Annotated in this window: 23 protein-coding genes; 11 read left to right on the forward strand and 12 right to left on the reverse strand. The window is 71.9% G+C overall.

Annotated features, from left to right (window positions below; genetic code table 11):
* Positions 1-154: 154 nt before the first annotated feature.
* The 6 genes from LWP59_RS24535 to LWP59_RS24560 all read right to left on the reverse strand — a co-directional run bounded on the left by LWP59_RS24535 (position 155) and on the right by LWP59_RS24560 (position 6,135).
* Entirely contained in the window at positions 155-1,696 is a 1,542-nt protein-coding gene (locus LWP59_RS24535; protein ID WP_186383251.1) for an AMP-binding protein, read from the reverse strand.
* Positions 1,693-2,343 carry a nitroreductase family protein gene (locus tag LWP59_RS24540; RefSeq protein WP_186383252.1) on the reverse strand — a complete coding sequence of 217 codons (651 nt, stop codon included), beginning with the start codon at positions 2,341-2,343 and terminating at the stop codon, positions 1,693-1,695. The genes LWP59_RS24535 and LWP59_RS24540 overlap by 4 nt, the downstream gene beginning before the upstream one ends.
* Positions 2,344-2,456: 113 nt before the next feature.
* Positions 2,457-3,614 carry an LLM class flavin-dependent oxidoreductase gene (locus tag LWP59_RS24545; protein ID WP_144638819.1) on the reverse strand — a complete coding sequence of 386 codons (1,158 nt, stop codon included), beginning with the start codon at positions 3,612-3,614 and terminating at the stop codon, positions 2,457-2,459.
* Between the two features lie 4 nt (positions 3,615-3,618).
* On the reverse strand, positions 3,619-4,629 hold the full coding sequence (locus LWP59_RS24550; RefSeq protein WP_144638821.1) for an ABC transporter substrate-binding protein: 1,011 nt from the start codon (positions 4,627-4,629) through the stop codon (positions 3,619-3,621).
* Entirely contained in the window at positions 4,616-5,326 is a 711-nt protein-coding gene (locus LWP59_RS24555) for an ABC transporter ATP-binding protein (RefSeq protein ID WP_144638823.1), read from the reverse strand. Before LWP59_RS24555 ends, LWP59_RS24550 begins: the two co-directional genes overlap by 14 nt.
* Positions 5,311-6,135, reverse strand: a complete 825-nt coding sequence (locus tag LWP59_RS24560) for an ABC transporter permease (protein ID WP_144638825.1) — start codon at positions 6,133-6,135, stop codon at positions 5,311-5,313. Before LWP59_RS24560 ends, LWP59_RS24555 begins: the two co-directional genes overlap by 16 nt.
* Before the next feature lie 275 nt (positions 6,136-6,410).
* Between LWP59_RS24560 and LWP59_RS24565 the strand changes: the two genes are divergently transcribed.
* Positions 6,411-7,682: a YeeE/YedE family protein gene (locus LWP59_RS24565; RefSeq protein WP_144638827.1), complete on the forward strand. Its 1,272-nt coding sequence runs from the start codon at positions 6,411-6,413 to the stop codon at positions 7,680-7,682.
* A gap of 60 nt (positions 7,683-7,742) precedes the next feature.
* Here LWP59_RS24565 and LWP59_RS24570 read toward each other — a convergent pair whose 3' ends face one another.
* The 5 genes from LWP59_RS24570 to LWP59_RS24590 form a co-directional block, all read right to left on the reverse strand.
* Positions 7,743-7,982, reverse strand: a complete 240-nt coding sequence (locus tag LWP59_RS24570) for a hypothetical protein (protein WP_144638829.1) — start codon at positions 7,980-7,982, stop codon at positions 7,743-7,745.
* Between the two features lie 29 nt (positions 7,983-8,011).
* The gene (locus LWP59_RS24575; protein WP_229858020.1) at positions 8,012-8,218 is read right to left on the reverse strand and encodes a hypothetical protein; all 207 of its coding nucleotides are present in this window, start codon (positions 8,216-8,218) and stop codon (positions 8,012-8,014) included.
* 27 nt (positions 8,219-8,245) lie between these two features.
* A complete protein-coding gene (locus LWP59_RS24580; RefSeq protein ID WP_144638831.1) occupies positions 8,246-9,892 on the reverse strand; it encodes a hypothetical protein in 1,647 nt (548 codons plus the stop codon).
* An 80-nt stretch (positions 9,893-9,972) separates the two neighbouring features.
* Positions 9,973-11,814, reverse strand: a complete 1,842-nt coding sequence (locus LWP59_RS24585) for a hypothetical protein (RefSeq protein ID WP_144638833.1) — start codon at positions 11,812-11,814, stop codon at positions 9,973-9,975.
* Positions 11,815-12,111: 297 nt separating this feature from the next.
* Positions 12,112-13,041 carry an RNA polymerase sigma-70 factor gene (locus LWP59_RS24590; RefSeq protein WP_144638836.1) on the reverse strand — a complete coding sequence of 310 codons (930 nt, stop codon included), beginning with the start codon at positions 13,039-13,041 and terminating at the stop codon, positions 12,112-12,114.
* 175 nt (positions 13,042-13,216) lie between these two features.
* On the opposite strand from LWP59_RS24590, the gene LWP59_RS24595 reads away from it, so the two are divergent.
* The 5 genes from LWP59_RS24595 to LWP59_RS24615 all read left to right on the forward strand — a co-directional run bounded on the left by LWP59_RS24595 (position 13,217) and on the right by LWP59_RS24615 (position 17,193).
* Positions 13,217-13,702, forward strand: a complete 486-nt coding sequence (locus LWP59_RS24595; RefSeq protein WP_144638838.1) for a carboxymuconolactone decarboxylase family protein — start codon at positions 13,217-13,219, stop codon at positions 13,700-13,702.
* Positions 13,703-13,794: 92 nt separating this feature from the next.
* Positions 13,795-14,409, forward strand: a complete 615-nt coding sequence (locus LWP59_RS24600; protein WP_229858017.1) for a TetR/AcrR family transcriptional regulator — start codon at positions 13,795-13,797, stop codon at positions 14,407-14,409.
* Positions 14,410-14,553: 144 nt separating this feature from the next.
* The gene (locus LWP59_RS24605) at positions 14,554-15,756 is read left to right on the forward strand and encodes a cytochrome P450 (RefSeq protein WP_144638840.1); all 1,203 of its coding nucleotides are present in this window, start codon (positions 14,554-14,556) and stop codon (positions 15,754-15,756) included.
* A gap of 25 nt (positions 15,757-15,781) precedes the next feature.
* On the forward strand, positions 15,782-15,976 hold the full coding sequence (locus LWP59_RS24610) for a ferredoxin (RefSeq protein ID WP_144638842.1): 195 nt from the start codon (positions 15,782-15,784) through the stop codon (positions 15,974-15,976).
* Positions 15,977-16,362: 386 nt separating this feature from the next.
* Positions 16,363-17,193, forward strand: coding sequence for an RHS repeat domain-containing protein (locus LWP59_RS24615; protein WP_144638844.1), 831 nt, complete (start codon positions 16,363-16,365; stop codon positions 17,191-17,193).
* A gap of 10 nt (positions 17,194-17,203) precedes the next feature.
* Here LWP59_RS24615 and LWP59_RS24620 read toward each other — a convergent pair whose 3' ends face one another.
* Positions 17,204-17,761 carry a dihydrofolate reductase family protein gene (locus LWP59_RS24620; RefSeq protein ID WP_144638846.1) on the reverse strand — a complete coding sequence of 186 codons (558 nt, stop codon included), beginning with the start codon at positions 17,759-17,761 and terminating at the stop codon, positions 17,204-17,206.
* A gap of 78 nt (positions 17,762-17,839) precedes the next feature.
* On the opposite strand from LWP59_RS24620, the gene pdxR reads away from it, so the two are divergent.
* The 5 genes from pdxR (at position 17,840) to LWP59_RS24645 (ending at position 25,303) form a co-directional block, all read left to right on the forward strand.
* Positions 17,840-19,360 (forward strand): MocR-like pyridoxine biosynthesis transcription factor PdxR, encoded by a 1,521-nt coding sequence (gene pdxR / locus LWP59_RS24625; RefSeq protein WP_229858016.1) that lies wholly within the window; start codon positions 17,840-17,842, stop codon positions 19,358-19,360.
* A 145-nt stretch (positions 19,361-19,505) separates the two neighbouring features.
* Positions 19,506-20,993, forward strand: a complete 1,488-nt coding sequence (locus LWP59_RS24630; protein ID WP_186383253.1) for an FAD-linked oxidase C-terminal domain-containing protein — start codon at positions 19,506-19,508, stop codon at positions 20,991-20,993.
* On the forward strand, positions 20,993-22,255 hold the full coding sequence (locus tag LWP59_RS24635) for an FAD-binding oxidoreductase (RefSeq protein WP_144638848.1): 1,263 nt from the start codon (positions 20,993-20,995) through the stop codon (positions 22,253-22,255). Before LWP59_RS24630 ends, LWP59_RS24635 begins: the two co-directional genes overlap by 1 nt.
* Positions 22,256-23,596, forward strand: coding sequence for a (Fe-S)-binding protein (locus tag LWP59_RS24640; RefSeq protein ID WP_144638850.1), 1,341 nt, complete (start codon positions 22,256-22,258; stop codon positions 23,594-23,596).
* 3 nt (positions 23,597-23,599) lie between these two features.
* Positions 23,600-25,303, forward strand: a complete 1,704-nt coding sequence (locus LWP59_RS24645) for an L-lactate permease (RefSeq protein WP_144638852.1) — start codon at positions 23,600-23,602, stop codon at positions 25,301-25,303.
* Positions 25,304-25,313 lie beyond the last annotated feature (10 nt).

Consider the following 25,313-nt stretch of genomic DNA (forward strand, 5'->3'; position numbering starts at 1 on the left):
GACAGGCATGATACTTAGCTGACCTAAACTAAATATCTTTACCGGTCATGTCCAGCCTCTGCGCTGTCGCCTCCCTCACTCCCGCCCCACCGGGCCTGGCCCGCCAGCCGGCAGCTACGCCGACACCTGGCCGCGCTTCCCCACCCCGCCGGTCTCAGCTCACCACACCGCGGATCCCGTCCCGCAGCAGGTACTTCTGGATCTTCCCGGTCGAGGTCTTCGGCAACCGTCCGAACACGACCGACTTGGGGGCCTTGAAGTGCGCGAGCCGCTCGCGGACGAACTCGATCAGCTCCTGCTCGCCCACCGCGGCCCCGTCGTGGAGCGTCACGTAGGCGACGGGCACCTCCCCCCACTTCTCGTGCGGCGCGGCCACGACCGCGGCCTCCAGCACCGCGGGGTGTTCCGCCAGCACCTGCTCGACCTCGACCGAGGCGATGTTCTCGCCGCCGGAGATGATCACGTCCTTGCTGCGGTCGCGCAGCTCGACGTACCCGTCGGGATGCACGACCCCCAGGTCGCCGGTGCGGAACCAGCCGTCCGGCGCGGCCTGCGCGGTCGCCTCGGGGTCCTTGAGGTAGCCGAGCATGACGTTGTTGCCCCGCAACGAGATCTCCCCGATCGAGGAGCCGTCGGCAGGCACGTCCCGTCCGTCATCGCCGATCACCCGCGCCTGGCAGGCGATCATGTTCCCCACCCCCTGCCGGGCCTTCAGCCGCGCCTGGGCGGCCGCGTCGAGGTCGTTCCACTCCGGGCGCCAGTCGCAGATCATCGCCGGCCCGAACGTCTCGGTCAGCCCGTACAGGTGGGTGACCTCGAACCCCAGCTCCCCCATCCGCCGCAGGATCGCCGGGGACGGCGGCGCCCCACCGGTGGCGACCCGCACGGTCGGCGACACCGGGCCCGCCTCCGGCGCGTAGGCGAGCATCGACAGCACGGTCGGCGCCCCGTTGAGGTGGGTGACGCCCTCCTCGCGGATGAGCTGCCACACCCGTGCGGGCTCGACCTTCGCCAGGCACACGTGTGTCGCCGCCGCCGCGGTCACCGCCCACGGAAAGCACCAGCCGTTGCAATGGAACATCGGCAACGTCCACAGATGCACCGACGACGGCGACAGCCCGGTGTGCCCCACCATCGCCAGCGCCTGCAGGTAGGCCCCGCGATGGTGGTACATCACGCCCTTCGGCTTCCCCGTGGTGCCCGACGTGTAGTTGATCGACAGCAGCGCACGCTCGTCCTGCGGCGCCGACCCGCGCGGCTCGGCTGCGGCGAGCAGCTCCTCGTACTGCTCCCCCGCGCGGATCAGCTTCGGCGGTGCGGGCAGCCGCGACACCAACTCCTCGAACACCGGGTCGTACACCAGCACCGACGCCTCGGAATGCTCGAGGATGTAGGCGATTTCGCCCGCGGACAGCCGGGTGTTGACCGCCACCAGCGGCACCCCGGCCCACGGCACGCCGAAGTTCGCCTCCAGCAGCACGTGCGTGTTCGGGGCGAGCACCGCCACCGGCCGCCCCTGCGCCAGCGGGGCCAGCGCGCCCGCCAGCCGGCGGCACCGGTCCCGCAGCTCGGCGTAGGTCCAGCGCCGGTCCCCGTCCACCACGCCGATCCGGTCACCGTGCGCCGACGCCGCCCGGTCCAGGTACGACACCGGCGTCAGGGGCTCGAACGACAGCGAACCGGGTGCGCCGGTCACCGGCCGCCCTCGCGCGCCCGGACCGCGCCCCAGCGGTTCCAGTGCACGACCTCCTCGACCGGCCGGCGCTTCGGCTGCGCCCAGCGACCCCGCTCGGGATAGCCCATCGGGATCAGCGCCATGGTGAGCGCGTCCTCCGGCAGGCCCAGCAGAGCGCGGAGCTCGTCCTCATGTCCCTGGTACAGCGTGGTCAGCGACGTGCCGATCCCGTGCACCCGGGCGGCCAGGCAGAGCTGCTGAACGGCGCCGTAGATCGAGGCGCCCACGCGAGGGTCGGTCGCGTTCGCCGCGTGCCGCAACACCGGGAGCACCCACACCGGGGCCTTCTCGAGGTTGTGGGCGAGGTGCTCGGCCCCCAGGAACCCCCGTGGGCTCAGTCCCTTGGAGCCCGGCGGGGCCGCGAGGATGTCCGCGCGGCGCCGCCCGTAGGCGGCCTCCCAGTTCTCGCGGTACCACCCGGCGACCTGGTCCTTGATCTGCTGGTCGGTCACCACCACCCAGCCCCAGCGCTGGGCGTTACCGCCGGACGGGCCCCGGATCGCCGTGTCGAGGATCGCCCACAACACCTCGTCGGGTATCGGGTCCGGGGCGAGATAACGCCGTGCGGGGGTGGAATGCAGTGCCTCCGAAGCGCTCAGGTCCGACACACGTCCTCCAGCCAAGTCGTCACCCGGTACCCGATCATCATGGGCCGGGCCACGCCGGCCGGGCAACGGGGGCCGGGCCCATCCCGTTCCGCCGCCCGTCGCCCGCCGCCGGCTCACTGTGCGGCGGCGGCCCGTTCGGGCTGCACGGCCGCGCGCACCTGGCGGGACCTGGTGAGCAGCCCGCGGCGCGCCAGTTCCGGCCGGACGCCCTCACCGAACCAGTACGCCTCCTCCAGGTGCGGATAGCCGGAGAGGACGAACTCCTCGATGCCGAGCGCGTGGTATTCCTCGATCAGGTCGGCGACCTCGGCGTGGCTGCCGACGAGCGCGGTGCCCGCGCCCCCGCGCACCAGGCCGACGCCCGCCCACAGGTTCGGGTGGATCTCCAGCGAGCGCACGTCCCCAGCCAGCGCGCCGCCGTGCAGCGACACCATGCGCCGCTGCCCGACCGACTCGCTCGCGGCGAGCTGCCGCTGCGCGTGCTCGACCTGCTCCGGGCTGAGCGCGTCGAGCAGCTTGCCCGCTTCCGCCCACGCCTCGGCCGAGGTGTCCCGGGAGATGGTGTGCAGCCGGATGCCGAAGCGCACCCGGCGCCCGGCCACCTCGGCCAGCTCGCGGACCCGGCCGGTCTTCTCGGCCACCTGGGCCGGTGGTTCGCCCCAGGTCAGATAGACGTCGGCGTGCCGCGCGGCCACGGGCAGCGCCGCCGGGGACGACCCGCCGAAGTACACCGGCGGCACCGGATCCGGGGCCGCCGGCAGGGTCGCCCCCTCGACGCGCAGGTGGTCGCCGTCGAAGTCGAACGGCCGTCCGCTCCAGACGCCCCGCATGACGGTGAGGAACTCCCCGGTCCGGGCGTAGCGCTGGTCGTGGTCGTGCCAGTCCCCGAAACGCCGCTGCTCGACCGAGTCGCCGCCCGTGACGATGTTCAGCAGCAGCCGGCCGTCGGAGATCCGCTGGTAGGTCGCGGCCATCTGCGCCGCCAGCGTCGGGGACAGCACGCCCGGCCGGAAGGCCACCAGGTACTTCAGCCGCCGCGTCTCCCGGATGAGGGCCGCCGTGACGAGCCACGCGTCCTCGCACCACGTGCCGGTCGGGGTCAGCACCCCTTCGAAACCCAGCGCCTCGGCGGCACGGGCGACCTGCGCGAGGTAGCCGATGTCCGGCTCGCGCCGGGCGGCGGGACCCCGCGAAGCGTTGGCGTGGAAGCGTTCCACGATGGTGCGGCTGTCGCCCGAGGTGGGCAGGAACCAGTGCAGCGTGATACTCATGCGGTCATCCCCTTGCGGCGGCGAGGTCGGTGGCGTACCGGCGGTCGACGAAGCGAGCGAAGTCGACCTTCCCCGGCAACACCTTGGCTGAGCTGAACGCGTCCGCGAGCTCCTGCTCGGATGCCACGACCGCGTCGTCGAGCGCGACCGGCAGGTCCGGGCCCTTCTGCGCCGCGGCGAGCGTGACCTGCGGGGCGAGGCCGGTGTCGGCCGTCCAGGCCTGGGCCCACTGCTCCCGGTGCGTGTCCGACCAGCGCTCCGCCTTCGCGATCCGCACCACGTAGTCGCGGATCGCGGCGTTCTTCCCGGCGTCGGACAGGGCAGCGCGCCCGGCGACCTGGAAGCTGTAGCCGTTCGCGGTGCCCGTGCCGTCGGCCAGCACGCGCGCACCGGTTTCGAGCTGGGCCTGGGAGGTGTAGGGGTCCCACACCGCCCACGCGTCGATCCGGTGCTGGGTGAACGCGCTGTAGGCGTCGGCCGGCTGCAGGAACGACAGCTTAACGTCCGATGTGGACAGTCCGGCTTTGCGCAGGGTCAGCAGGATCTGCCCGTGCGCCGAGCTGCCTTTCGCCACGCCGATGGTCTTGCCGCGCAGGTCGCCTGCGGTGTGCAGGGGCGAGTCCGCCGGCACCAGCACGGCGTCGCTCGCGACGTTGCCCTTCGCGGCGCTCACGACGGAGATCTTGCCGTTGGCGGCGGCGGAGAAGATCGGCGGCGTGTTGCCGACGCCGCCGATGTCGACCGCCCCGGCCGAGGCGGCCTCCAGCAGCGGCGGACCGGAGGTGAACGTGGACCACTCGATCTTGTACGGCAGGTTGTCGAGCAGCCCCGCGGCTTTCAGCAGCGCCTGCGAGTTGCCCTTCTGGTCGCCCACCTTGAGGGTGACCTTCGCCAGCTCGGCCGCGCTCACCGAGGGCGGCACGGCGGCCGGCCCCTGCGCTTCGGGAGAGCTGCCGCAGGCGGTCAGGCCGAGCGCGAGCAGGGCCACGACGGCGAAAAGGTTACGCGAGCGCATGATCGGTCACTCCCAGATCGGTCAGTACCGCGGCGCGGACATCGAGCAGGTCGCCGAGTCTCCTGGGGCGGGACGGGGCGAGCACGTGCTCGGCGAGGATGTGCCCGTCGCCGAGCACGAGCACCCGGTCGGCCAGCACCAGCGCCTCGTCCACGTCGTGGGTCACCAGCAGGACACCGGGCCGGTGCTCCTGCCACAGGTCCTCGACCAAGCCCTGCATCGCGAGTCTCGTCAGCGCGTCCAGCGCGCCGAACGGCTCGTCGAGCAGCAGCAGGTCCGGCTCGCGCACCAGTGCCCTGGCCAGCGACACCCGTTGCGCCTCACCACCGGACAGCGTCCGCGGCCAGGCGTCGGCGTGGGTGGCGAGCCGCACCTCCGACAGTGCGCGCCCGGCCAGGTCCCGGTCGCGGTTGTGTTCGCCGAGGCCGAGCACGACGTTGCGCCACACCCGGCGCCACGGCAGCAGCCGCGGCTGCTGGAAGGCGACCGACACGGTGCCGGTGACCCGCACCTGCCCCTCGACCGCGCGGTCCAGCCCCGCGAGAATCTTCAGCAGGGTGGACTTCCCGGACCCGCTGCGGCCGAGCAGGGCGACGAACTCGCCCCGGCCGATGTCCAGGTCCACCTCGGACAGCACGACACGGTCGCCGAACCGCTTGGTCAGCCCGCCCACCCGCGCGATCAGTTCCCTCGCCACCGCAGCGCCCTCCGTTCGATGAGCCGGACCAGCGCGTCGGTGGCCAGTCCCAGCAGCGCGTAGACGACCAGTCCCACGACGACCACGTCCGTCCGCAGGAAATCGCGCGCGTTGTTGATGAGGTAGCCCAGCCCCGCGTCGGCGTTGACCGTCTCCCCCACGATCAGCGCGAGCCAGGCCACGCCCAGCGACTGGCGCAATCCCACCAGCGTCTGGGGCACCGCGGACGGCAGCACGACGTGCACCAGCCGCTCCCAGCGCGTGTAGCCCAGCGCCGTCGCCGCCTCCAGCAGGTCCGGGTCGACGCCGCGGATACCCGAATACACGTTGAGGTACAACGGGAAGAGCACGCCGAGCGCGACCAGCAGGATCTTGGGTTCCTCGCCGATGCCGAACCACAGGATGAACAACGGGATCAGGCCGAGGAACGGCAGGGTGCGCAGCATCTGCACCGGTGGGTCGATCAGCACACCGGCCCAGGTGGACAGTCCGGCCGCGATCCCGAGCACCAGCGCCAGGCCCGCGCCGAGCACGAACCCCGCACCGACCCGCCCCACGGAGATGACGAAGGCGTCGCCGAGCTCTCCGGAGCGGGCGGTCTCGACGCCCGCCTGCAGGACGGTCCACGGTGAGCTCAGCTTGTCCGGCGGCAGCAGCCCGGCCGAGCTGGCCACCTGCCACAGCGCGAGCAGCACCAGCGGGCTGAGCCAGCGGCGCAGATCGGGGACGCGGCGGCGTCTGCGCGGCGGCGGCGGTCGTTCGCCGGCGTGCTCGGCGCGGGTGAGCACGCTCGTGGCGGTGGTCGACATCGGTCTCTCCCCAGGGGCCTGGAAGGGCGTGCAAGGGCGAGAGCCATGCAACAGCGACCGGCGAAGGGGAGTCAACGCCTCCCGGAGTCTGGACGCACCGCTCCGGAACACCGAACTCCTTGACAGTCAAGGCCTCCACGACCACACCGTGGCACCGCGCGGTTCCGCCCGCGGGCACGGCCAGGTGATCAAGGAGTGGGACGGGATGCGGCACTCCTGCGCCTGCTCTTAACGTGGGGCATGGTTTGTCCCCTCGAAACCGGTATGGAGCAGTGATGTCCGCCACGACCGATCGCCCGCCAGCGGGCCGGTTCCTGCTGTCCTCCCCCACCTCGTGCGCCGCGCCCACCCCGGCGCCGGAAGGGCCGGTCCGCGTGGTGCCGCTCGTCGTCGCCGCCGTGCTCGCGGTGGCCGCGAGCTGGTACGTGTGGGCCTCCTACGGCGGGAAGTTCGGCATCCTGCTGGTGCTCGGGCTGTTCCTGGGCCTCGCGTTGTTCCACTCGCGGTTCGGGTTCACCTCCGCCTGGCGGCAGCTGATCGCGGTGGGCAACGGCGAGGGGCTGCGTGCGCACGCGTTGCTGCTCGGCACCGCGGCGACCCTGATCGCGCTCATCGCCGGCACCGGCGCCGGCCTGTTCGGGGCCACGCCGAAGATCACCGCGAGCCCGATCGGCCTCGGCCTGTTCGCCGGTGCGACGCTGTTCGCGATCGGCATGCAGCTGGGCGGGGCGTGCGCCTCGGGCACCCTGTTCGCCGTCGGCGCCGGGCAGTCGACGATCGTGCTGACGCTCGCCGGGTTCGTCGCCGGGTCGGTGTTCTACACCTGGGCCTACCCGATCTTCACCGGCTGGCCCCAGGTCTCGGGCTTCCTGCTCGCCGACCACGTGGGCTGGTGGGGTTCCTGGGCCGTCACCATCGCCGTGCTGGCACTGATCGTGGTGGTGACCCGTGTCGTGCAGGCCCGCCGCACGCCACCGCCGCTCGACGCCGTGCCGACCGCGCGCGGGTTCGCCCGGACCTACCGGGGAGCCTGGCCGCTGCTGGTGGGCGCGGTCGTGCTGGGCGTGCTGGCGGCCGCGGTCGTGCTGGTCTCCGGCGGCACCTGGGGTGTCACGTTCGCCTTCGCGCTGTGGGGTGCGAAACTGCTGCAGCTGCTCGGGCTGCACCCCGAGACCTGGGAGTTCTGGCAGGCCTCCAGCAACGCCAAGTCCCTCTCGGGTCCGATTTGGACGGACAAGACGAGCCTCACCGACATCGGCATCATCCTCGGTGCCGCGGTCGCCGCCGCGCTCGCGGGCACGTGGAAGATCCGTGCGGAGATCCCGTGGCGCACGGCCGTCGCCGCGGTGCTGGGCGGTGTGCTGATGGGCATCGGTGCACGGCTGGCCGGCGGCTGCAACATCGGCGCCTACCTCGCCGGCATCTCCACCGGCAGCCTGCAGGGCTGGCTGTGGGGTCTGTTCGCCCTCGGTGGCACCTGGATCGGGCTCAAGCTGCGCCCGCTGTTCGGGCTGACCAACCCCGTGCCCTCCGACGGGGTGTGCTGACCCTTCCGCACGAAGAAGCCCCGCGCCGTCGCCTCGGCGCGGGGCTTCCTCGTGCCCGGCTCAGGAACCGAGGCTGGGCAGGATCTTGCCGGGGACCGCGTTCACCGAGCGGACCAGGCCCAGCACCGGCACGCCGAGCGGGGCGAACGTGTAGATGTTGTTCAGCCCGCCGGTGTCCGGCTCGTCGACGACGGCCACCCCGCCGTCGCCTTCGGCGGCCAGCGCGGGCACGGCCGCGCCGGCCAGCGCCAGGCTCGCCAGCGCGGTCACCGCGAGCCCGCGGGCCAGGGTCTTCCTCATGGGTTCTTCCTTTCCTCGAAGGGAACTTCTCAGCCGGCCAGGTAGGTCAGCAGGCTGTCGACCGGGCCCAACGCCCCCGCGGGCAGGCCGATCGTGGGGTCGAGCAGCGAACCGGCATCGACGCCCGGCACCACCCAGACCGGGATCTCGTCGGCACTCGCGACCCCGCCGCCGAGCGCCAGCACGGCGGCACCTGCCACGCCCGCGACGAGCACCCGTGAAAACGCTCTCCGCACCCTTTCTCCTTTCTGCCACCCCGCCCGTCATTCGAGCGGGAAACTCACCGGAACGACCGTGGCGTCCGGAATCCAGTGGCCCGCGCCCTCGCCGAACATCGGCATCCCGGGCGCGTGCGGCTGTCCTGGGTTCATCGGCATCGCGTTGACCTGTGCCGAGGCGTAGAGCTGCACCTTCGCGTTCTGCTCGCTCGTGCCCAGCCACGACCGGAACCCGTCCACGGTCGGGCTTTCGCCACCGAAGGCGTCCTCGAGCGCGACGGCATAGCTCACCGCGCTCTGGTCGCGCGGGTCGAACCGCAGCGGGACCGTCGACGCCGAAACGGTGTTCACGACCGGCCCGGTCAGCAGCCAGGGCGCCAGATAGAGCCCGTAGGTGTACGTCGGCGCGGACCGTTGTGCCTGCGCCGCCTGGGTCAGCGTGGTGTAGGCGGCGGACCAGCCCGACACCACGACCAGCGCCGCCTTCTCCGCCGGCGCGTCGACGACCCGTAAACCCTGCTGCCGAGCCGAAGTCCGGACCACGTCCGCCGCCGCGGCACCCCGTCGCGAGGAGTCGGCGACGAGCTGGATCGTGTCGGTGTGCCGGGTGCCGAGGAACGTCACGAGCTTGCGCAACGCATCGGCGTCCTGTTCGGACAGTCGGTCCGCGGGGCAGGCCGCCACCGCGTCCCTGCGACCGGCGACCAGCGCGCCCAGTGTCGCCGACGCGCATTCCGGCGAGTCCGGATCGGTCGCCACCGCCGCGCCTTCGCCGGTGTCCACCGCGACCGAAGCCGCCGCCGTTCCCTTGCTGATCCGCAGCGTGCTGCGGCCGCCCGGCAGATCGACGTCCGCCCAGAAGCCGTCGGCGCCGGGCCGGGCCGTCGCGGGTACCCCGGCCACCGCCACCCCGGCGCCCGCCGAGGCGGGCACGTGCACCAGGTTCCGTCCCGGCCGCTGCGGGCTGACCAGCACCGGAACGTCCTGCCCTCCGAGCGAGGCCGTCGTCAGCAACCCGGTGCCGGGCACCGGGAGGTCCGCCGGGTGCGGGAGCGCCACGAACGTCGTCCAGGCGAGGAACGCGACCGCGACCCCGGCCACCGCCACCCGTCTCCCGCGCAGCGCGAGGGCGGCGAGCGGGAACACCACGACCGCGACCAGCGACAGGCCGAACAAGCTCTCGTAGAGCCGCCGGTCGAACGCCACGCCCGACAGCAGGAGCTGCGCCGCCCCCGCCACGGCGAGCAACAGGCCCAGCGACAACGTGAGCGCCGCGTAGCGTGGCGGCTTTTCCTTCAGCTGAGCCAATCCGAACCACGCGGTCGCCCCGCCGACGTACACCGTGTCGGCGGCGAACTCCAGCTCCGAACTGCCCAGCGAGGTCTCCACGACGACCAGCACCAGCAACGCCAGCGCCAACCACCGGGCCGCCGCGGGCCACCGCACCAGCAGCAGCGGCACAGCCAGCACGAGCAACGCGTGCGCGACCGCGCTGACGACGTTGACGTCGAAGAAGACCGCCGACGCCGCGGCCAGCACGGCCGACGCCCCGGCGACGGCGAACCGCGGCTTCGCGCCGAACAGACCGCCGCCCGCCACCACCGCCGTCGCCAGCAGCAAGATCAGCCGCACCAGCAGCGCGGTCAGGTCCAGCCCGGCCGACCCCGTCGCGGCAGTCGTATCGTGATGCATCACAGGCCTTTCGAGCAGGGTGGGAAGCCGGCTTCTTGCCGCCTTGGCCGCGGCAGGAAGCCGGCTTCCCGGCTAGCGGGTCACTGCAGGTCCGCGTCGGAGACCACGAACAGCTCCGAGTGCGGTTTCGCGTTGCCGAAGTCGCCGTGCGGCCAGGACTTGCGGTTGAAGTTGATGCCGACCTGGCCGGTGAACTCGTCCCGGAAGTCCTGGTCGACCGACAGCTTGCCGTCCGGACCCAGGTTCACGATGTTGACCTTGTGGTCACCGTCCAGACCGGACCGTGCGACGAAGTAGTTCGACACCGCGAACCTGGTCACGTCGTCGGTGTCGTGGTAGTAGCCGTCCGACCCGAGGGTGAAGTGGTCGTAGGTACCCCAGTGCGGCCCGGCGCCCGGGGTCCCCGGGTTGATGGCCGCGGCGCCGGCCAGCGTCGGCAGCACCCCGCCGCCGCCGTTCTGCGCCTGCTCCTTCGTCTCGATGCCGGGGCCGGCCCAGTTCGGGCCCGCGGCCAGCAGCTTCTGGATGTTCAGCGTGTAGACGCCGCCGACGGTGCCGGGATCGTCCGGCCCGAGCGTGCCCTTCTGCCGCCCGACTATCGCGTGGTACAGGAACTTGTCGTCCGGGCTGCTCTGGATCCAGCCCGCATTGGAACTCGCCCCGATGCTGTCGTTGTTCGGCGAGAAGCCCTTGTTCGCGGCCCCGTCGTCGAACACCTCGTACCAGTGCGGCTGCGCCGCGGTGATGTCCGGGGTGTAGAACACCGCACCGCCCTGCATGGACTGGGCGAAGGCGCCCTTGTGGCCCGGCAGGTTGGTCACCGTGGTCTCCATGACCGCGCTGTCCTCGCGGTACAACGGGTCGTAGTCGTTCGCACGGGGACCGGTCGGCAGGTAGGAAACCGCTTTCAGCTTCGGGTTGTTCCGGTCGCTGATGTCCCAGGTCCGCACGGTCGGCCGCCGCAGGTACGGCGACGGCTGTTTGACCGGGTCGAGGATGATGTTCCTCGGCTCGGCGTAGTCGCTGGTGACCAGCGTGTTCAGGTCCTCGCGGGCCTGGATCCCGTGCGGGTTGGCACACGTCGCCTGCCCCAGCTGCGGCAGGTTGTCGCACAGCTTGGCGTTGTCGCCCTGCGGCGTCGCGGCCGAGGTCTGCGAGAGCACCTCGCCGTTCTGTCCGAAGTGGACCACCTCGCCAGGGCTGCCCGCGAACCCGTTGCCCACGACCGTCTGGCCGTTGGCGTAGGTGTACGGGCCGGGGACCACCGGACCGCCCATGTAGGTGCCGTAGGACGTGCCGTCCTTCAGCGTCCAGTAGGCGTCGGGCACCGAACCGCCGAGCGTCTGCGTGGGCAGGCTGATGCCCTTGAGCTTCAGCTCCGGCAGCGCGCTCACGTCGAAGGCGTAGGTCGCCGCGGCGAACAACGCGCCCGCGTAGACCGTGTCCCCCTTGTGCCACACGTACTGCATGTGGTGCGGTTCGTTCTCCACCAGCGGGCCGACGGTGGCCGTGTTGACCACCTTGCCGTAGGTGGAGGACCCCTTCGTCGCGTCGATCACCGCGAGGAAGTCGGGGCCCGGCAAGGCGTTCTTCACCTTGTTGAGGCCGCCGCCGACGGTGCCGGGCAGGTTCTTGACGTCCTTGACCGCGGTGTCGGCCACGTTCTCGTCGCCCGCCCAGACCAGCAGCCATTCCTTGCGCTGTCCGCCGGACTCGGCCCGGATCTTGGTCAGATCCTGTGACACCAGGTGGTTCTGCACCCAGTACTGCTTTCCGTCGGCCGCGGTCTTCGCGTCGGTGAGGACCTGGACGTCGGCGTAGGCGCTGGTCGCGGACCCGGTGCAGGTAACGGCTCCGACCGCCAGCACCACGGCGGCGCCGCCGGTCAGGAGCTTTCGCCATCTCGGCGATTTCAGGCGCATCGATCCTCCGGTTTCGGTTACTGGTTCTGTGCCCGCACAGGGCACAGCTGTCCCCCCGGGGTGGAGGGAAGATCGATTTCGACGGTCAGTGCGCGCCCACTGATCAACACGAGGCGAGATGTTCCTGGCGTCCACCAAGGACTGTCAAACAGGTGTCAAAGAATGGGATTCACCCACAAGAGTGGCGATTTCACGTCGTGGGAGCGGTTGACACGCCCGTCTCGCACCGTCCACAAAGTACACGGCCGAGCGGTGGTCGCCGCGTGGACGAAGGCACGCTCGACGAACGCGCCGGACTCAGCGGCGCAGGGCCGTCTCCCGCTCCATGTGCGACAGCTTCTCGGGATTGCGCACGGCGTAGAGCCCGGTGATGAGGCCGTCGTCGATGCGCACCGCCACGACGGTGTCGATCTCGCCGTCCAGCCGGATGATCAGCGCCGGGCAGCCGTTGACCTGCGCCGGCCGCAGCGACGCCGTGCCGGCGATCCTGCGCAGCAGGTTGGCCACCCTGCCGGCCCCCACGATGGGGCGCAGCGCGGCCTGCACGACTCCGCCGCCATCGCCCAGGAGTACGACATCCGGCGCGAGGATGTCGAGCAGGCGCTGCAGATCACCGGTCTCGACGGCCCGCCGGAACGCCTCGAGCGCGTCCCGGGTCTCGGCCTGGGAAACGACCCCGCGCGGCCGGCGCGCGGCCACGTGCGCCCGCGCCCGGTGCGCGACCTGGCGGACCGCGGCCGGGCTCTTGCCGATGGCGTCCGCGATCTCGTCGTAGGGCAGATCGAACACCTCGCGCAGCACGAACACCGCCCGCTCCGTCGGCGCGAGTGTCTCCAGCACCAGCAGCATCGCCATCGAGACGCTGTCGGCCAGCTCGACATCCTCGGCCACGTCGGGCGCGGTGAGCAGCGGCTCCGGCAACCAGGGGCCGACGTAGGACTCCTTGCGGCGGCCGAGCGTCCGCAGCCGGACGAGCGCCTGGCGGGTGGTGATCCGCACCAGGTACGCACGCTGCTCCCGCACCGTCCCGAGATCCACGCCCGCCCACCGCAGCCACGTCTCCTGCAGGACGTCCTCGGCGTCGGCGGCCGAGCCGAGCATCTCGTAGGCGACGGTGAACAGCAGGTTGCGATGGGCGACGAACGCCTCGGTGGCCGGGTCCGCGCGGCCGTCCCGGCTCATGCCCTCCCCGCCATCCCCGGGCGCGGTCTGCGGCGTGCCGGTCATGGCTGCTCCTCTTCGCTCTGCACTGTGCCACCCACCAGACACCGCGTCCCGCCGTTTTGTGACACCGACGCGGGGCGACGGTTTGTGGCGTGCGTCACGTACGCACGCTGTCACAAGAACCGGGTCGCCGGCATCTGGTGTTCGTTCACGCGACACCACGAGTGAGGACGAAGCCATGAACGCCCGGTTCAACCTGTTCGAGAACGAGCTCGCCGCCAAGTTCGGCAAGCGGTTCGCCAACGCCAGCCTGGTGATCGCCCAGTCGCCGCTGCCGAAGTCCACCCAGGAGCTGGTCTCGCTACGTGCCAGCCAGATCAATGGCTGCGGGTTCTGCGTCGACATGCACACCAAGGACGCCACGGCCGCCGGCGAAACCCCGGTCCGGCTCAACCTGGTCGCCGCCTGGCGCGAGGCCACCGTGTTCACCGAGGCCGAGCGGGCCGCGCTGGCGCTCGCCGAGGAGGGCACCCGGCTCGCCGACGCCCACGAGGGCGTGTCCGACGAGACCTGGGCCCAGGTGCGCAAGCACTACGACGACGACCAGGTCGCCGCGCTGGTCTCGCTGGTCGCCCTGATCAACGCGGCCAACCGGATCAACGTGATCGTGCGCAACCCGGGGGGTTCCTACGAACCCGGCATGTTCGCCGAGCTGACCAGCTGATCGGCAGGCGAGTCCCGGCCCAGGATCGTCCGGGCCGGGATTCCGCACGCGCCCGCGCGGACGCCGCCGCGGCGGGAGGCGAGAATGGCGGCGTGGCCGACGAGGTGAACAGCGGACGCACTCGCACCCGCAACCGGTGGGGAGAGGGCGAGCGGCTGCGCGGGGAGATCCTGGACGCGGCGAGCCGCTTGCTGTCGGGGCTCGGCGGGGAGGACGGGCTCTCGATCCGGGGGGTCGCCCGCGCCGTCGGCATCGCGCCGGCCAGCATCTACCAGCATTTCGCCGACCGCGCCGCGCTGGTGCGCGGCCTGCGCGACCACGAGTTCGCCCGGCTGCGGACGCTCATGCTGCAGGCCGACGAGCAGCCGGACCCGGCCGACGTCGTGGGCCGGGTGCGGGCGCAGCTGCACGCGTACTGCACGTTCGCCCTCGGCAACCCCGGGCACTACCGGTTGATGGTCGGCAACGGCGGCGCCGCGGGCTCCCCCCGGGGCCCGCTGATGGACATCCTCGCGGTGATCACCGCCGCGTTCGAGCGCTGCGCCGAGGCCGGGCACCCGCTACGGCTTCCCAGCGACCGCGCCGCGGTCATCGTGTTCGTCGGCGCGCACGGACGGGTGGCACTGCTGCACAGCAACCCGAGCGAGCACGGAGCGCAGGCCGTGGCCGCGTTCGTGGACGAGCTCCTCACCCTGCTCTTCGCCTGAACGGTTTTTCCGTTACCTCCCGGAGTGACTGCGCCGAAAAGGTGGTCTTGGCCGCACCTCTTCGACAACTTCCCACGAGAATCCCTAACATCTGTTCGGTAAGTACCCGAACACTCGTTTGGTAACTCTCCGCGAGGAGGCCGCATGACGGAGGCGCCCAGCTTCCCCATGACCCGTGGTCGCTGCCCCTTCGACCCGCCGCCCGAGCTCGGCCGGATCCGCGCGGACGAGCCGGTCGCCCGGGTACGGCTGTGGGACGGCAGCGAACCCTGGCTGGTGACCCGCTACGAGGACGTGCGTGCCGTGCTGACCGATCCGCGGATCAGCGCCGACTCCGACCGGCCCGGCTATCCGCCCCCCAGCCCGGGTATCGCCGCGCGCCGCCGGCAGGCGAAGGCGTTCATCAACCAGGACGATCCCGAGCACGCCGCCGGACGCCGCCTGCTCACCGCGGACTTCGTGATCAAGAAGATCGAGCGGCTGCGCCCCCGCATCCAGCAGATCGTCGACCAGCTGATCGACGACCTGCTCGCCGGCCCGAAACCGGCCGACCTCGTCGGGGCGTTCGCGCTGCCGGTGCCGTCCCTGGTCATCTGCGAGCTGCTCGGAGTCCCCTACGCGGACCGGGCGTTCTTCCACCGCACGAGCAAGACGTTGATCTCCCGCGACGTCACGCCGGAGCAGGCCGTCGCCGCCACCGAGGAACTGCTGGGCTACCTCGGCGACCTCGTCGAGAAGAAGGCCGCCGACCCCGGCGACGACGTGCTCAGCAGGCTCGCCGTAGAGCAGCTGCGCACCGGGAAGCTGACCCGTCGCGAGCTCGCGGCGATGGGCCAGCTGCTGCTCGTCGCCGGGCACGAGACCACCGCCAACATGATCGCACTCGGCACCGTCGCCCTGCTCGAGAATCCGGCCCAGCTGGCCGGGATCCGCGGCACCGACGACCCGGCGCTGCTCGCCAACGCCGTCGAGGAACTGCTGCGCTACCTCACGATCGTGCACCTCGGACGCCGTCGCGTCGCCACCGAGGACCTGGAGATCGGCGGGCAGCTGATCCGCAAGGGCGAAGGTGTCATCGCCGCGACCGACGCCGCCAACCGCGACGACACCGCGTTCCCGGCGCCCGACGAGCTCGACCTGCGCCGCAAGGCCCGGCATCACCTCGCCTTCGGTTATGGCGTCCACCAATGCCTCGGCCAGCCGCTGGCGCGGGTCGAGCTGCAGGTCGTCTACGGCACCCTCTACCGCCGCGTTCCCACCCTCGCCCTCGCCGTTCCCGTCGAGCAACTGAACTTCAAGCACGACATGGTCGTCTACGGGGTGCACGAACTGCCGGTCACCTGGTGACCCGGCCATCAGCCAGGAGGACTTTGTGAAGGTAGTCGTCGATCAGGACACCTGTGTCGCCTCCGGCCAGTGCGTGCTGGCCGCCGCGGACGTGTTCGATCAACGCGACGAGGACGGGATCGTCGTGCTGCTCGACGAGAACCCGCCCGCGCGGCTGGCCGAAGACGTCCGCCAGGCGGCCGCGATCTGCCCGGCGCTGGCCATCCGCATCGAGGAATGAGGACCGGGCCGTGGTCGCGGTCGGTGCGCGGCCCGCACCCTCACCGCGGACCCGGTCATCCAGACGATCGTCGACCAGGAGCTCGCCACGCTCTGCGCCCACCTGGTCAACGCGTCCGGCCTCTCCAGGCACGCAGCCCGGCTGTGCGACGGCACCGCCGATCTTGCCGTCGCGGTCCGGGTCGTGGGCTTCGCCGGCGGCGTGCTGACAGGCGCCGCTCACAGAACCCGTGACCACACCGCGACGCTTCTGCGCGGCGATCCCCCGCTGAATGCAGCTGGCATGTAGGCGCGCGGTAACCGGCCTGCGCGACGGTGTGCGGGCGGGTGGCGGCGGGCCGCCGACGTGCTTCGCACGCGAAGGTCAGGGCCGGCTAAGGGGGTAGTGTGGCCGACGGAAAAACCGGGACTCGACCTCGGCAATACTTCCGGTACCTGGCCGTCTGCGGAGCGATCGGCGTCGTGGCGATCGCGGTCGCGACGGTCGTGGACTTCGTGGTCGACACGAATCCCAACGGCGACGTGCCCCAGATACCCGGCATGCCGAGTATGCCGACAATCCCCCCGAGACTGCCGGGCCTGCCGACCGGGCTGCCCAGCCTCCCCACCGGCCGGGTGCACAGACTGCCCTCGGGCGGTGCGGAAACCTGGCTCTACCGCTGGAACTCCGACGACGAGCTCGTCGAGGTCAGCACGCCCGGGGGCGAGCGGTGGCGCTACCGCTACGACCCGCTCGGCCGCCGTATCGCCAAGCAGCGGCTCGCACCGGACGGCACGGTGGCCGAGCAGATCGGCTTCGTCTGGGACGCGTCGGTGGTCACCGAGCTGATCCACTCCTCCGGCTACGCGACCACCTGGGAGTACGCCGCCGACGGACCGGCCCCGCTCGCGCAGATGGAGCGCCCGCCGGGTGGACCCGCGCTCTGGTACTGGGTCCGCACGGACCTCCTCGGCACGCCGACGGAGCTGCCGACCCCCGAGGGCGAAGTCGCCCGGCACGCGGCCGCGTCGCTGTGGGGCGAGACGCCCGCGGCGCCGGGACCGTCCACCCCGCTGCGGTTCCCCGGCCAGTACCACGATCCCGAGACCGGCTTGCACTACAACCTGTTCCGGTACTACGACCCGGCGATCGGCCGCTTCCTCACCGCGGACCCGCTACGCCGAAGTCGGAGCCGCCGTACAACAGGGCCGCGGCAAGGCCCAGCAGGATCGCCATGACCGGAACTCGCTATCGGGCGCGGGGACGGTAGGTGAGGATGACGGTGCCGGTGTTGAGCGGGCGGGTGTCCACCAGGTCCCACTGGGCGGCGTGGCCGGGCCGGAACAACAGGTCCGAGGTCGTCGCGTTCCCGGCGAACAGCGGGTAAACCCACAGCCGCAGCTCGTCGAGCAGGCCGTGCTCGAGCATCGTGTAGGACAGCTGCCCGAACCCGTACTGCACGATGTCCTTGCCGGGCAGGCTTTTCAGCCGGCGGATCTCGTCGACGACGGCACCGTCGACGACCGTGGTGTTCGGCCACTCGGGATCGCGCAGGGTCGCCGACACCACGTACTTGCGCATGCTGTTGATCTGGTCGCTGAAGGGATCGCCGGAGCGCGCCATCCACGCCGGCGCCATGCCCTCGTAGGTGGCGCGGCCCATCAGCATCGCGTCGCAGGCCAGCAGCAGGTCGGTCTGGATGGCCCCGGCGTTCTCGTCGGGGGCGATGTCGTTGGATGGCCAGTCCTGCGGCTGCTGGATGACCCCGTCGAGGGTGATGTAGGTGGAGTTGATGATCCGGCGCATTTCGGTCTCCTCGAGCGGGTCGGTGTCGGTATGCAAGTACTCTCGCCGGAATCGGTCCCGCTGCTAAGGTCCAATCCGATGGCCGGATCCGGTACCAATTTGGCCCTCCTGATCGCTCTGCGGCGGGAGGCGCGGATCCCGCTCCACCGCCAGATCGAGGCGTCCGTCCGGGACGCGATTCGCGCGGGCACCCTCGTCCGGGGTTCGGCGCTTCCACCGACGCGGGTTCTCGCGGCGGATCTCGGGGTGTCGCGCGGGGTGGTGGTCGAGGCCTACCAGCAGCTGACCGCCGAGGGCTACCTGAGCGGTCGCGTCGGCGGGCACACCGAGGTCGCCGCCGGCGCCGCCCCGCGACCGGTGGTGGCGCGCATCGCCCGGCCACAGCCGGCGCGCATCGACCTCAGCTACGGTCGCGCGGACGTGTCCAGTTTCCCGCGGGCCGCTTGGCTGCGCGCGATCCGCGGCGCGCTCAACGACGCGCCGAACGAGCTGTTCGGCTACCTCAGCGGCAGTGGCGTGCCACAACTGCGTGTCGCCATCGCCGACTACCTCAACCGGGTGCGCGGCACGGTCGCCGACCCGGCGCGCATCGTGATCTGCACGGGATACGCCCAGGGCATCGCGCTGCTGATCCAGGTACTGGCGGCCGCGGGCGTGCGGCGGCTCGCGCTGGAGGACCCGTCCTCGGGAGACGACGCCCTGCCGATCGTGGCCGCGGCCGGGCTCGACGTGGTCGGCATCCCGGTCGACGGCGACGGCATCCGCGTCGACCTGCTGCGCGAGAGCGACGCGGACGCCGTCATCCTCACCCCGTCGCACCAGTGGCCCACCGGCGCCGTGCTCACCCCGGAGAACCGGGCCGCGGTGCTGGAGGGAGCGTCGGCGCGGGGCGGGGTCGTCATCGAAGACGACTACGACGCGGAATACCGCTACGACCGCACACCGATCGGCGCGATGCAGGGCCTCGCCCCGGAACACGTCGTCTACGCCGGGTCGGCCAGCAAGGCTCTCGCCCCGGGACTGCGGCTGGGCTGGTTCCTGGTGCCGAGCCGGCTCGCCGGCCCGATGGCGGAAGCCAAGATCGCCGCCGACCGGGGCTCGCCCGCGCTGGAGCAACTGGCGCTGGCGGACCTGATCACGCGCGGCGAGTTCGACCGGCACCTGCGCCGGATGCGCCCGGTCTACCGGCGGCGCCGCGACGCCCTGCTGACCGCGCTCTCCCGCCGCCTGCCCGCCCTGGTGCCCACCGGCGTCTCCGCCGGGCTGCACCTGATGATGTGGTTGCCCGCAGGAGCTGGACGAGACCGCGATCGTCGAGGCGGCGTACCGGGCCGGGGTCGGCGTCGACGGCGTCGCCCCGTACCGCATCGGCACCCCGGGACCGGGTGGCCTCATCTTCGGCTTCGCCGCGGTCGGCGAACACGCCGTCGCCGAGGGCGTCGACATCATCGCGAAGGTCATCGACGACCTGTGAAGGACGCGGACGGGTGCGCCGGATGGATGGGCGAAGCGCTGATCGGTGTGCACCAACGTTTCCGGGTGGCGGGAGCGGCGGAGCTGCTGGCCCGGCGGCTCGTGAAGAGACGGGCCCGGACCTGACCGGCCGGTGACGGCGCGCGGTCACGTGTCACCCGTCCGTTTGACGCAGCGCCATGCGGATCTTACGGTTTGGGTGGGACGACGGAGTCCCCGAACGAGTCGAGAGGCCGTCCAGACCCGTAGCGAGCAGGCTCGGAGGGCGCGCATGAAGTTCGACCAGGCGTCGGCAGGCGGGTCCGGGCTCGCCGGGCTGACCGAGCGGCTCCGCGGGTTGCTGGGGCCGGACTCGGTGATCGACGATCATCAGCGGTTGCGTACCTACGAATGCGACGGGCTCGCGCACTACAAGGTCAGACCGGCCGTCGTGGTACTGCCCGCCGATGCCGCCGGGGTGGTGGACACGGTGCGGGCTTGTGCGGCGGCCGGGGTGCCCTTCGTCGCCCGCGGCTCCGGCACCGGGCTTTCCGGCGGCGCCCTGCCGCACGCCGACGGCGTCCTCATCGTCACCTCCCGCCTGCACCGCATCATCGAGATCGACCCGGCGAACCAGCGGGCCGTCGTCGAACCCGGGGTCGTCAACCTCGACATCACGCGGTCGGCCGCCGCCGACGGCTACTACTACGCACCCGACCCGTCCAGTCAGCAGATCTGTTCCATCGGCGGCAACGTCGCGGAGAACTCGGGCGGCGCGCACTGCCTGAAATACGGGTTCACCACGAACCACGTGACCGGTGCGCAGTTCGTCGCACCGGACGGCGAGGTCGTGCGGCTCGGCGGCAAGGCACCCGACCCGACCGGGTACGACCTCCTCGGCGCGATCGTCGGCTCGGAGGGGACGCTGGGCGTCGTCACGGAGGTGACGGTCCGGCTGGTCCGGGCGCCGGAAGCCGTCCGCACGCTGCTCGCCGCCTTCCCGACGATGGACGAGGCCGGGGCGGCGACCTCGGCGATCATCGGCGCGGGCGTGGTCCCGGCGGCAATGGAGATGATGGACGCGCTCGCGATCGAGGCGGCGGAAGCGGCCGTGCACTGCGGCTACCCCGACGGAGCGGGCGCGGTGCTGATCGTGGAGCTGGACGGGCCCGCCGCCGAGGTGGAACAGCAGTTCGCGGAGGTCGAGCGGCACTGCCGCGGCCACGGCGCCTTCGAGATCCGGATCGCGAACGACGACGCCGAGCGGGCGACGTTCTGGCGGGGCCGCAAGTCCGCGTTCGCGGCGGTCGGGCGGATCAGCCCCGACTACATCGTGCAGGACGGCGTCATCCCGCGGACGGTGCTGGCCGAGGTGCTCAGGCGGATCGACGAGCTGTCGCGCAGCACGGGCATCCGCGTCGCGAACGTCTTCCACGCCGGGGACGGCAACCTGCATCCGCTGGTGCTGTTCGACGACGCGGTGCCGGGCGAGGCCGAGCGCGCCGAGGAGGTGTCCGGCGCGATCCTGGACCTGTGCATCGAGCACGGCGGGTCGATCACCGGCGAGCACGGCGTCGGCTCCGACAAGGCGAAGTTCATGCCCCGGATGTTCAGCGAGTCCGACCTCGACACGATGCAACTGCTGCGCTGCGCGTTCGACCCGGACGGGCTGGCCAATCCCGGCAAGGTGTTCCCGACGCCCCGGCTGTGCGGCGAGGTGCCCGGCCGGCACAAGGGCGCGCATCCCTTGCAGGAGACCGGAATCGCGGAGGTCTTCTGATGCGCGCCGTCGAGGACCTGGTGCTCGACACGCTGGCCGCGACGACCGCCGCCCGTCGTGCCGCGGAGGGCGACCGGGTGGACGGCGTCGAGCCGCGGTTCGTTGCTTCCCCGACGACGACCGCGGAGGCCGCGCAGGTCATGCGGATCGCCGCCGAGCACGGGCTCGCGGTCGTCGCCCGCGGCGCGGGCACGAAGCTGAGCTGGGGGCAGCCGCCCGAGCGCGTCGACCTCGTCGTCGACACCAGCCGGCTGGACCAGGTCGTCGAGCACGGTGCGGGCGACCTCGTGGTGCACGTGCAGGCCGGGGTGCGCCTCGACGTCCTGCAGGAGCACCTCGCCGGGGCGAGGCAGCGGCTCGGCGCCGATCCGGTGCTGCCACCCGCCGCGGGCTCCGGCACCGCCGGCGGGCTCATCGCGACCGCGACGTCCGGGCCGCTGCGGCTGTCCCATGGCGCGGTGCGCGACCTGCTGATCGGCGTGACCATCGCGCGGGCGGACGGGACGATCGCGAAGGCAGGCGGGAAGGTCGTCAAGAACGTCGCAGGCTATGACCTCGGCAAGCTGCTCACCGGCTCGTGGGGCACCCTCGGCCTGGTCACCGAGGCGGTCTTCCGGCTGCATCCGCTGCCGGCACGGGCCCGCTGGGTGAGCGTGCCGGTCACGTCCACGGCCGCCGCGCACGAGCAGGCCCAGCGCGTGCTGCACTCGCAGGTGGTGCCGACCGCGCTCGAGCTCGACCGTCCCGCCGACGCGCCCGCAACGCTGGCGGTGCTCGTCGAGGGCATCGAAGCGGGCGTCGAGGGCCGGGTGACGACCTTGCTCGAACTGCTCGGCGGCGACGCCGGGGTGGCGGGCGAAGCACCGCCGTGGTGGGGCCGCGCACCGTGGGCCGCGGGCGGGGTGGCGTTGCGGCTCACGCACGAGATCGCCGGACTGCCAAGGCTGCTCGACGCGGTCGACGACGCCGGGCGCCGGTACGGCCTGCGCCCGGCGGTACGCGGCTCCGCCGGTGTCGGTGTCCTGTACGCCGCACTGCCCACGGAGGCCGAGCCCGAGGCCGTCGCCGGATTCACCCGGCACCTGCGGGACTCCTCGCCGGCGTGGAGCGGGGACGTCGTCGTGCTCGACGCGCCACCGCCGGTCAAAGCGTCCGTGGACACCTGGGGTCCGGCCCGGGGCCTGAACCTGATGCGCCGCGTCAAGGACCAGTTCGACCCGCAGCGCCGGCTGGCGCCCGGACGTTTCGTCGGAGGGATCTGAATGGCCGAGCCCGCGTTCGACGACCACCACCCGCCCTCGTCGGACCTGCTCGACGACTGCGTGCACTGCGGCTTCTGCCTGCCGACGTGCCCGACCTACCAGCTGTGGGGCGAGGAGATGGACTCGCCGCGCGGCCGGATCTACCTGATGGGCCTGGGGCTCGAGGGCGAGCCGATGACACCGGAGATGGTGCAGCACTTCGACGCGTGCCTCGGCTGCATGTCCTGCGTGACCGCGTGTCCCTCGGGCGTCCAGTACGACGCGCTGATCGAGGCGACCCGCGCGCAGGTGGAGCGCCGTCACCCGCGTCCGCTGCGGGAACGCCTGCTGCGCCGGGCGATCTTCAGCGTGTTCCCGTACCCGAAGCGGCTCCACGCCCTGCGCGGGCCGCTGCGCGCCTACCAGGCCAGCGGCCTGGGCGGACTGGTGCGCCGGGGGCTGGGCCGCGTCTTCCCGAGGCTCGCCGCGCTCGAGTCGCTCGCGCCACCACTCGGGGCCTACGAACGGGTCCCGGAACGGCTGCCCGCGCGCGGCACGAAACGTGGCACCGTCGGCATGTTGCTCGGTTGCGTGCAGCGCGAGTTCTTCCCCGGGGTCAACGCGGCCACCGCACGCGTGCTGGCCGCCGAAGGCTTCGACGTGGTCGCGCCGCCCGGGCAGGGCTGCTGCGGCGCCTTGAGTGTCCACAATGGTCGCGAGGATGAGGCGCAGTCCTTCGCCCGCGGGCTGATCGACGCCTTCGACGGTGCCGGAGTCGACTGGATCGTGGTCAACGCGGCAGGGTGCGGCTCCGCGATGAAGGAGTACGCCGACCTCCTCGCCGACGACCCCGCCTACGCCGGGCGGGCCCGGGACTTCACCGCACGGGTGCGGGACGTGGCCGAGCTGCTTGCCGAACAGGGCACGGTGGCGACCCGGCATCCCCTGCCGGTCGCCATCGCCTACCACGACGCGTGCCACCTCGCGCACGCGCAGGGAATCCGGTCGCAGCCACGGCAGCTGCTCCGCGAGATCCCCGAGCTGACCCTGCGGGAGATCCCCGATCCCGAGATCTGTTGTGGTTCCGCGGGAATCTACAACATCCTGAACCCGGAGGCGGCGGCCGAACTGGGCGAGCGCAAGGCACGCAACGTGCTGGCCACCGGCGCGCCGCTGCTGGTCACCGCGAACCCCGGCTGCCTGATGCAGGTCGCCGCCGCACTCGACGGCCTCGGCGAGCCCGTGCGGCTCGCCCACACGATCGAGGTGCTCGACGCCTCGATCCGGGGACTCCCGGCCGCCGGGGTCGGGTGGGTGCGTGCTCACGAGGCGCGCCGGGATCCTTCTCAGGCGGTGAGGTGAATCATGTACCGGCAGATTCTCGACCCGGTCGCAGGCTCGCTCGCGTGGTCCTCGCTCGTCGCGGCGATACCCCTGCTCGCGTTGTTCGTCCTGCTCGGCATCCTGCGGATGACCGCGTGGCTCGCCGCGCTGATCTCGCTGGCGGTCGCCCTCGTCGTGGCGATCGTCGTCTACCCGATGCCGGCCGCGCCCGCGTTCCTCGCCGCGGCCGAGGGAGCGGCGTTCGGCTTCTTCCCCATCCTGTGGATCGTGCTCAACGCGATCTGGATCTACAACATGACCGTCCACACCGGACACTTCGACGTGCTGCGCCGGTCGTTCGCCAAGGTCAGCGACGACCAGCGGATCCAGGGCGTCATCATCGCCTTCTCCTTCGGCGCGCTGCTGGAGGCGCTGGCCGGGTTCGGCACGCCGGTCGCGATCACCAGCGTCATGCTCATCGCGCTGGGGTTCAAACCGCTCAAGGCGGCCACGGTCGCGCTGGTCGCCAACACCGCGCCGGTGGCGTTCGGCGCCCTCGCCGTGCCGATCACCACCCTGGCGACCGTGACCAACCTGCCGCTGCACGACCTGTCCGCGATGGTCGGGCGGCAGACGCCGGTGCTCGGCGTGTTCGTGCCGCTCGCACTGGTGTTCATCATCGACGGCAAGCGGGGCATCCGGCAGACCTGGCCGGGCGCGCTGGTGTGCGGCGTGGTGTTCGCAGTCGCCCAGTTCGCCGTGTCCAACTACGTCAGCGCACCGCTCACCGACATCATCGCTTCGCTGCTCAGCGCCGGCGCGATGGTGTTGTTCCTGCGCGTGTGGACGCCGGCGGAGTCCTATGTGGAGGGCGGCGGGGTGCCGGTGACCGGCGCGGCCGCGGTGGCCGGCGGAAGCGACCGGCAGGCCGGGGCGTCGACGGCCACGATGGAGCAGCCGCCGCGGAACCCGGGTGGCGGCGGGAGCGACCGCGGCGAGTACGACCGGCCGGCCGAGGTGTTCCGGGCGTACGCGCCCTACCTGATCATCATCGCGGTGTTCGCGCTCGCGCAGATCCCGGCTCTCAAGGACGCGCTGACGAGCGTGACGAAGACGTTCAACTGGCCGGGCCTGCACATCCAGTCCGCCGCGGGGAAGGCATCGACCCTGCCGCAGTTCAAGCTCGACTGGCTGGACGCCGCGGGCACGCTGCTCGTGATCGCCGGGCTGCTCACGATCCCGGTGATCCGCATCCGGCCGGCCCGCGCCCTGCGCGCGTACGGGGCCACCTACCGGCAACTGGCCACGGCGATCGTCACCGTGATGGCTGTCCTCGCCCTGGCGTACGTGATGAACGCCAGCGGCCAGACGGCGACGCTGGGCACCTGGATGGCAGGGGCGGGCGGCGCCTTCGCGTTGATCTCGCCGATCCTCGGCTGGCTGGGTGTCGCGGTGACCGGCTCGGACACCTCGTCGAACTCGTTGTTCGGTGCCCTGCAGGTGGTCGCGGCCCAGAAGGCCGGCCTCAGCGCCACGCTGCTGTCCGCGGCGAACTCCTCCGGTGGCGTCCTGGGCAAGATGATCAGCCCGCAGAACCTCGCGATCGCGGCGGCGGCCGTGGGCATGTCCGGCAAGGAGGGCGACCTGTTCCGCCGGGTCCTGGTGTGGAGCCTGGTGTTCGTCGCGGTGATGTGCCTGCTGGTGTACCTGCAGTCGACGTCCGCGCTGGCGTGGATGGTGCCCTGAGGCCGATGCC

The organism is Amycolatopsis acidiphila, from assembly GCF_021391495.1.
GTDB classification, from domain to species: domain Bacteria; phylum Actinomycetota; class Actinomycetes; order Mycobacteriales; family Pseudonocardiaceae; genus Amycolatopsis_E; species Amycolatopsis_E acidiphila.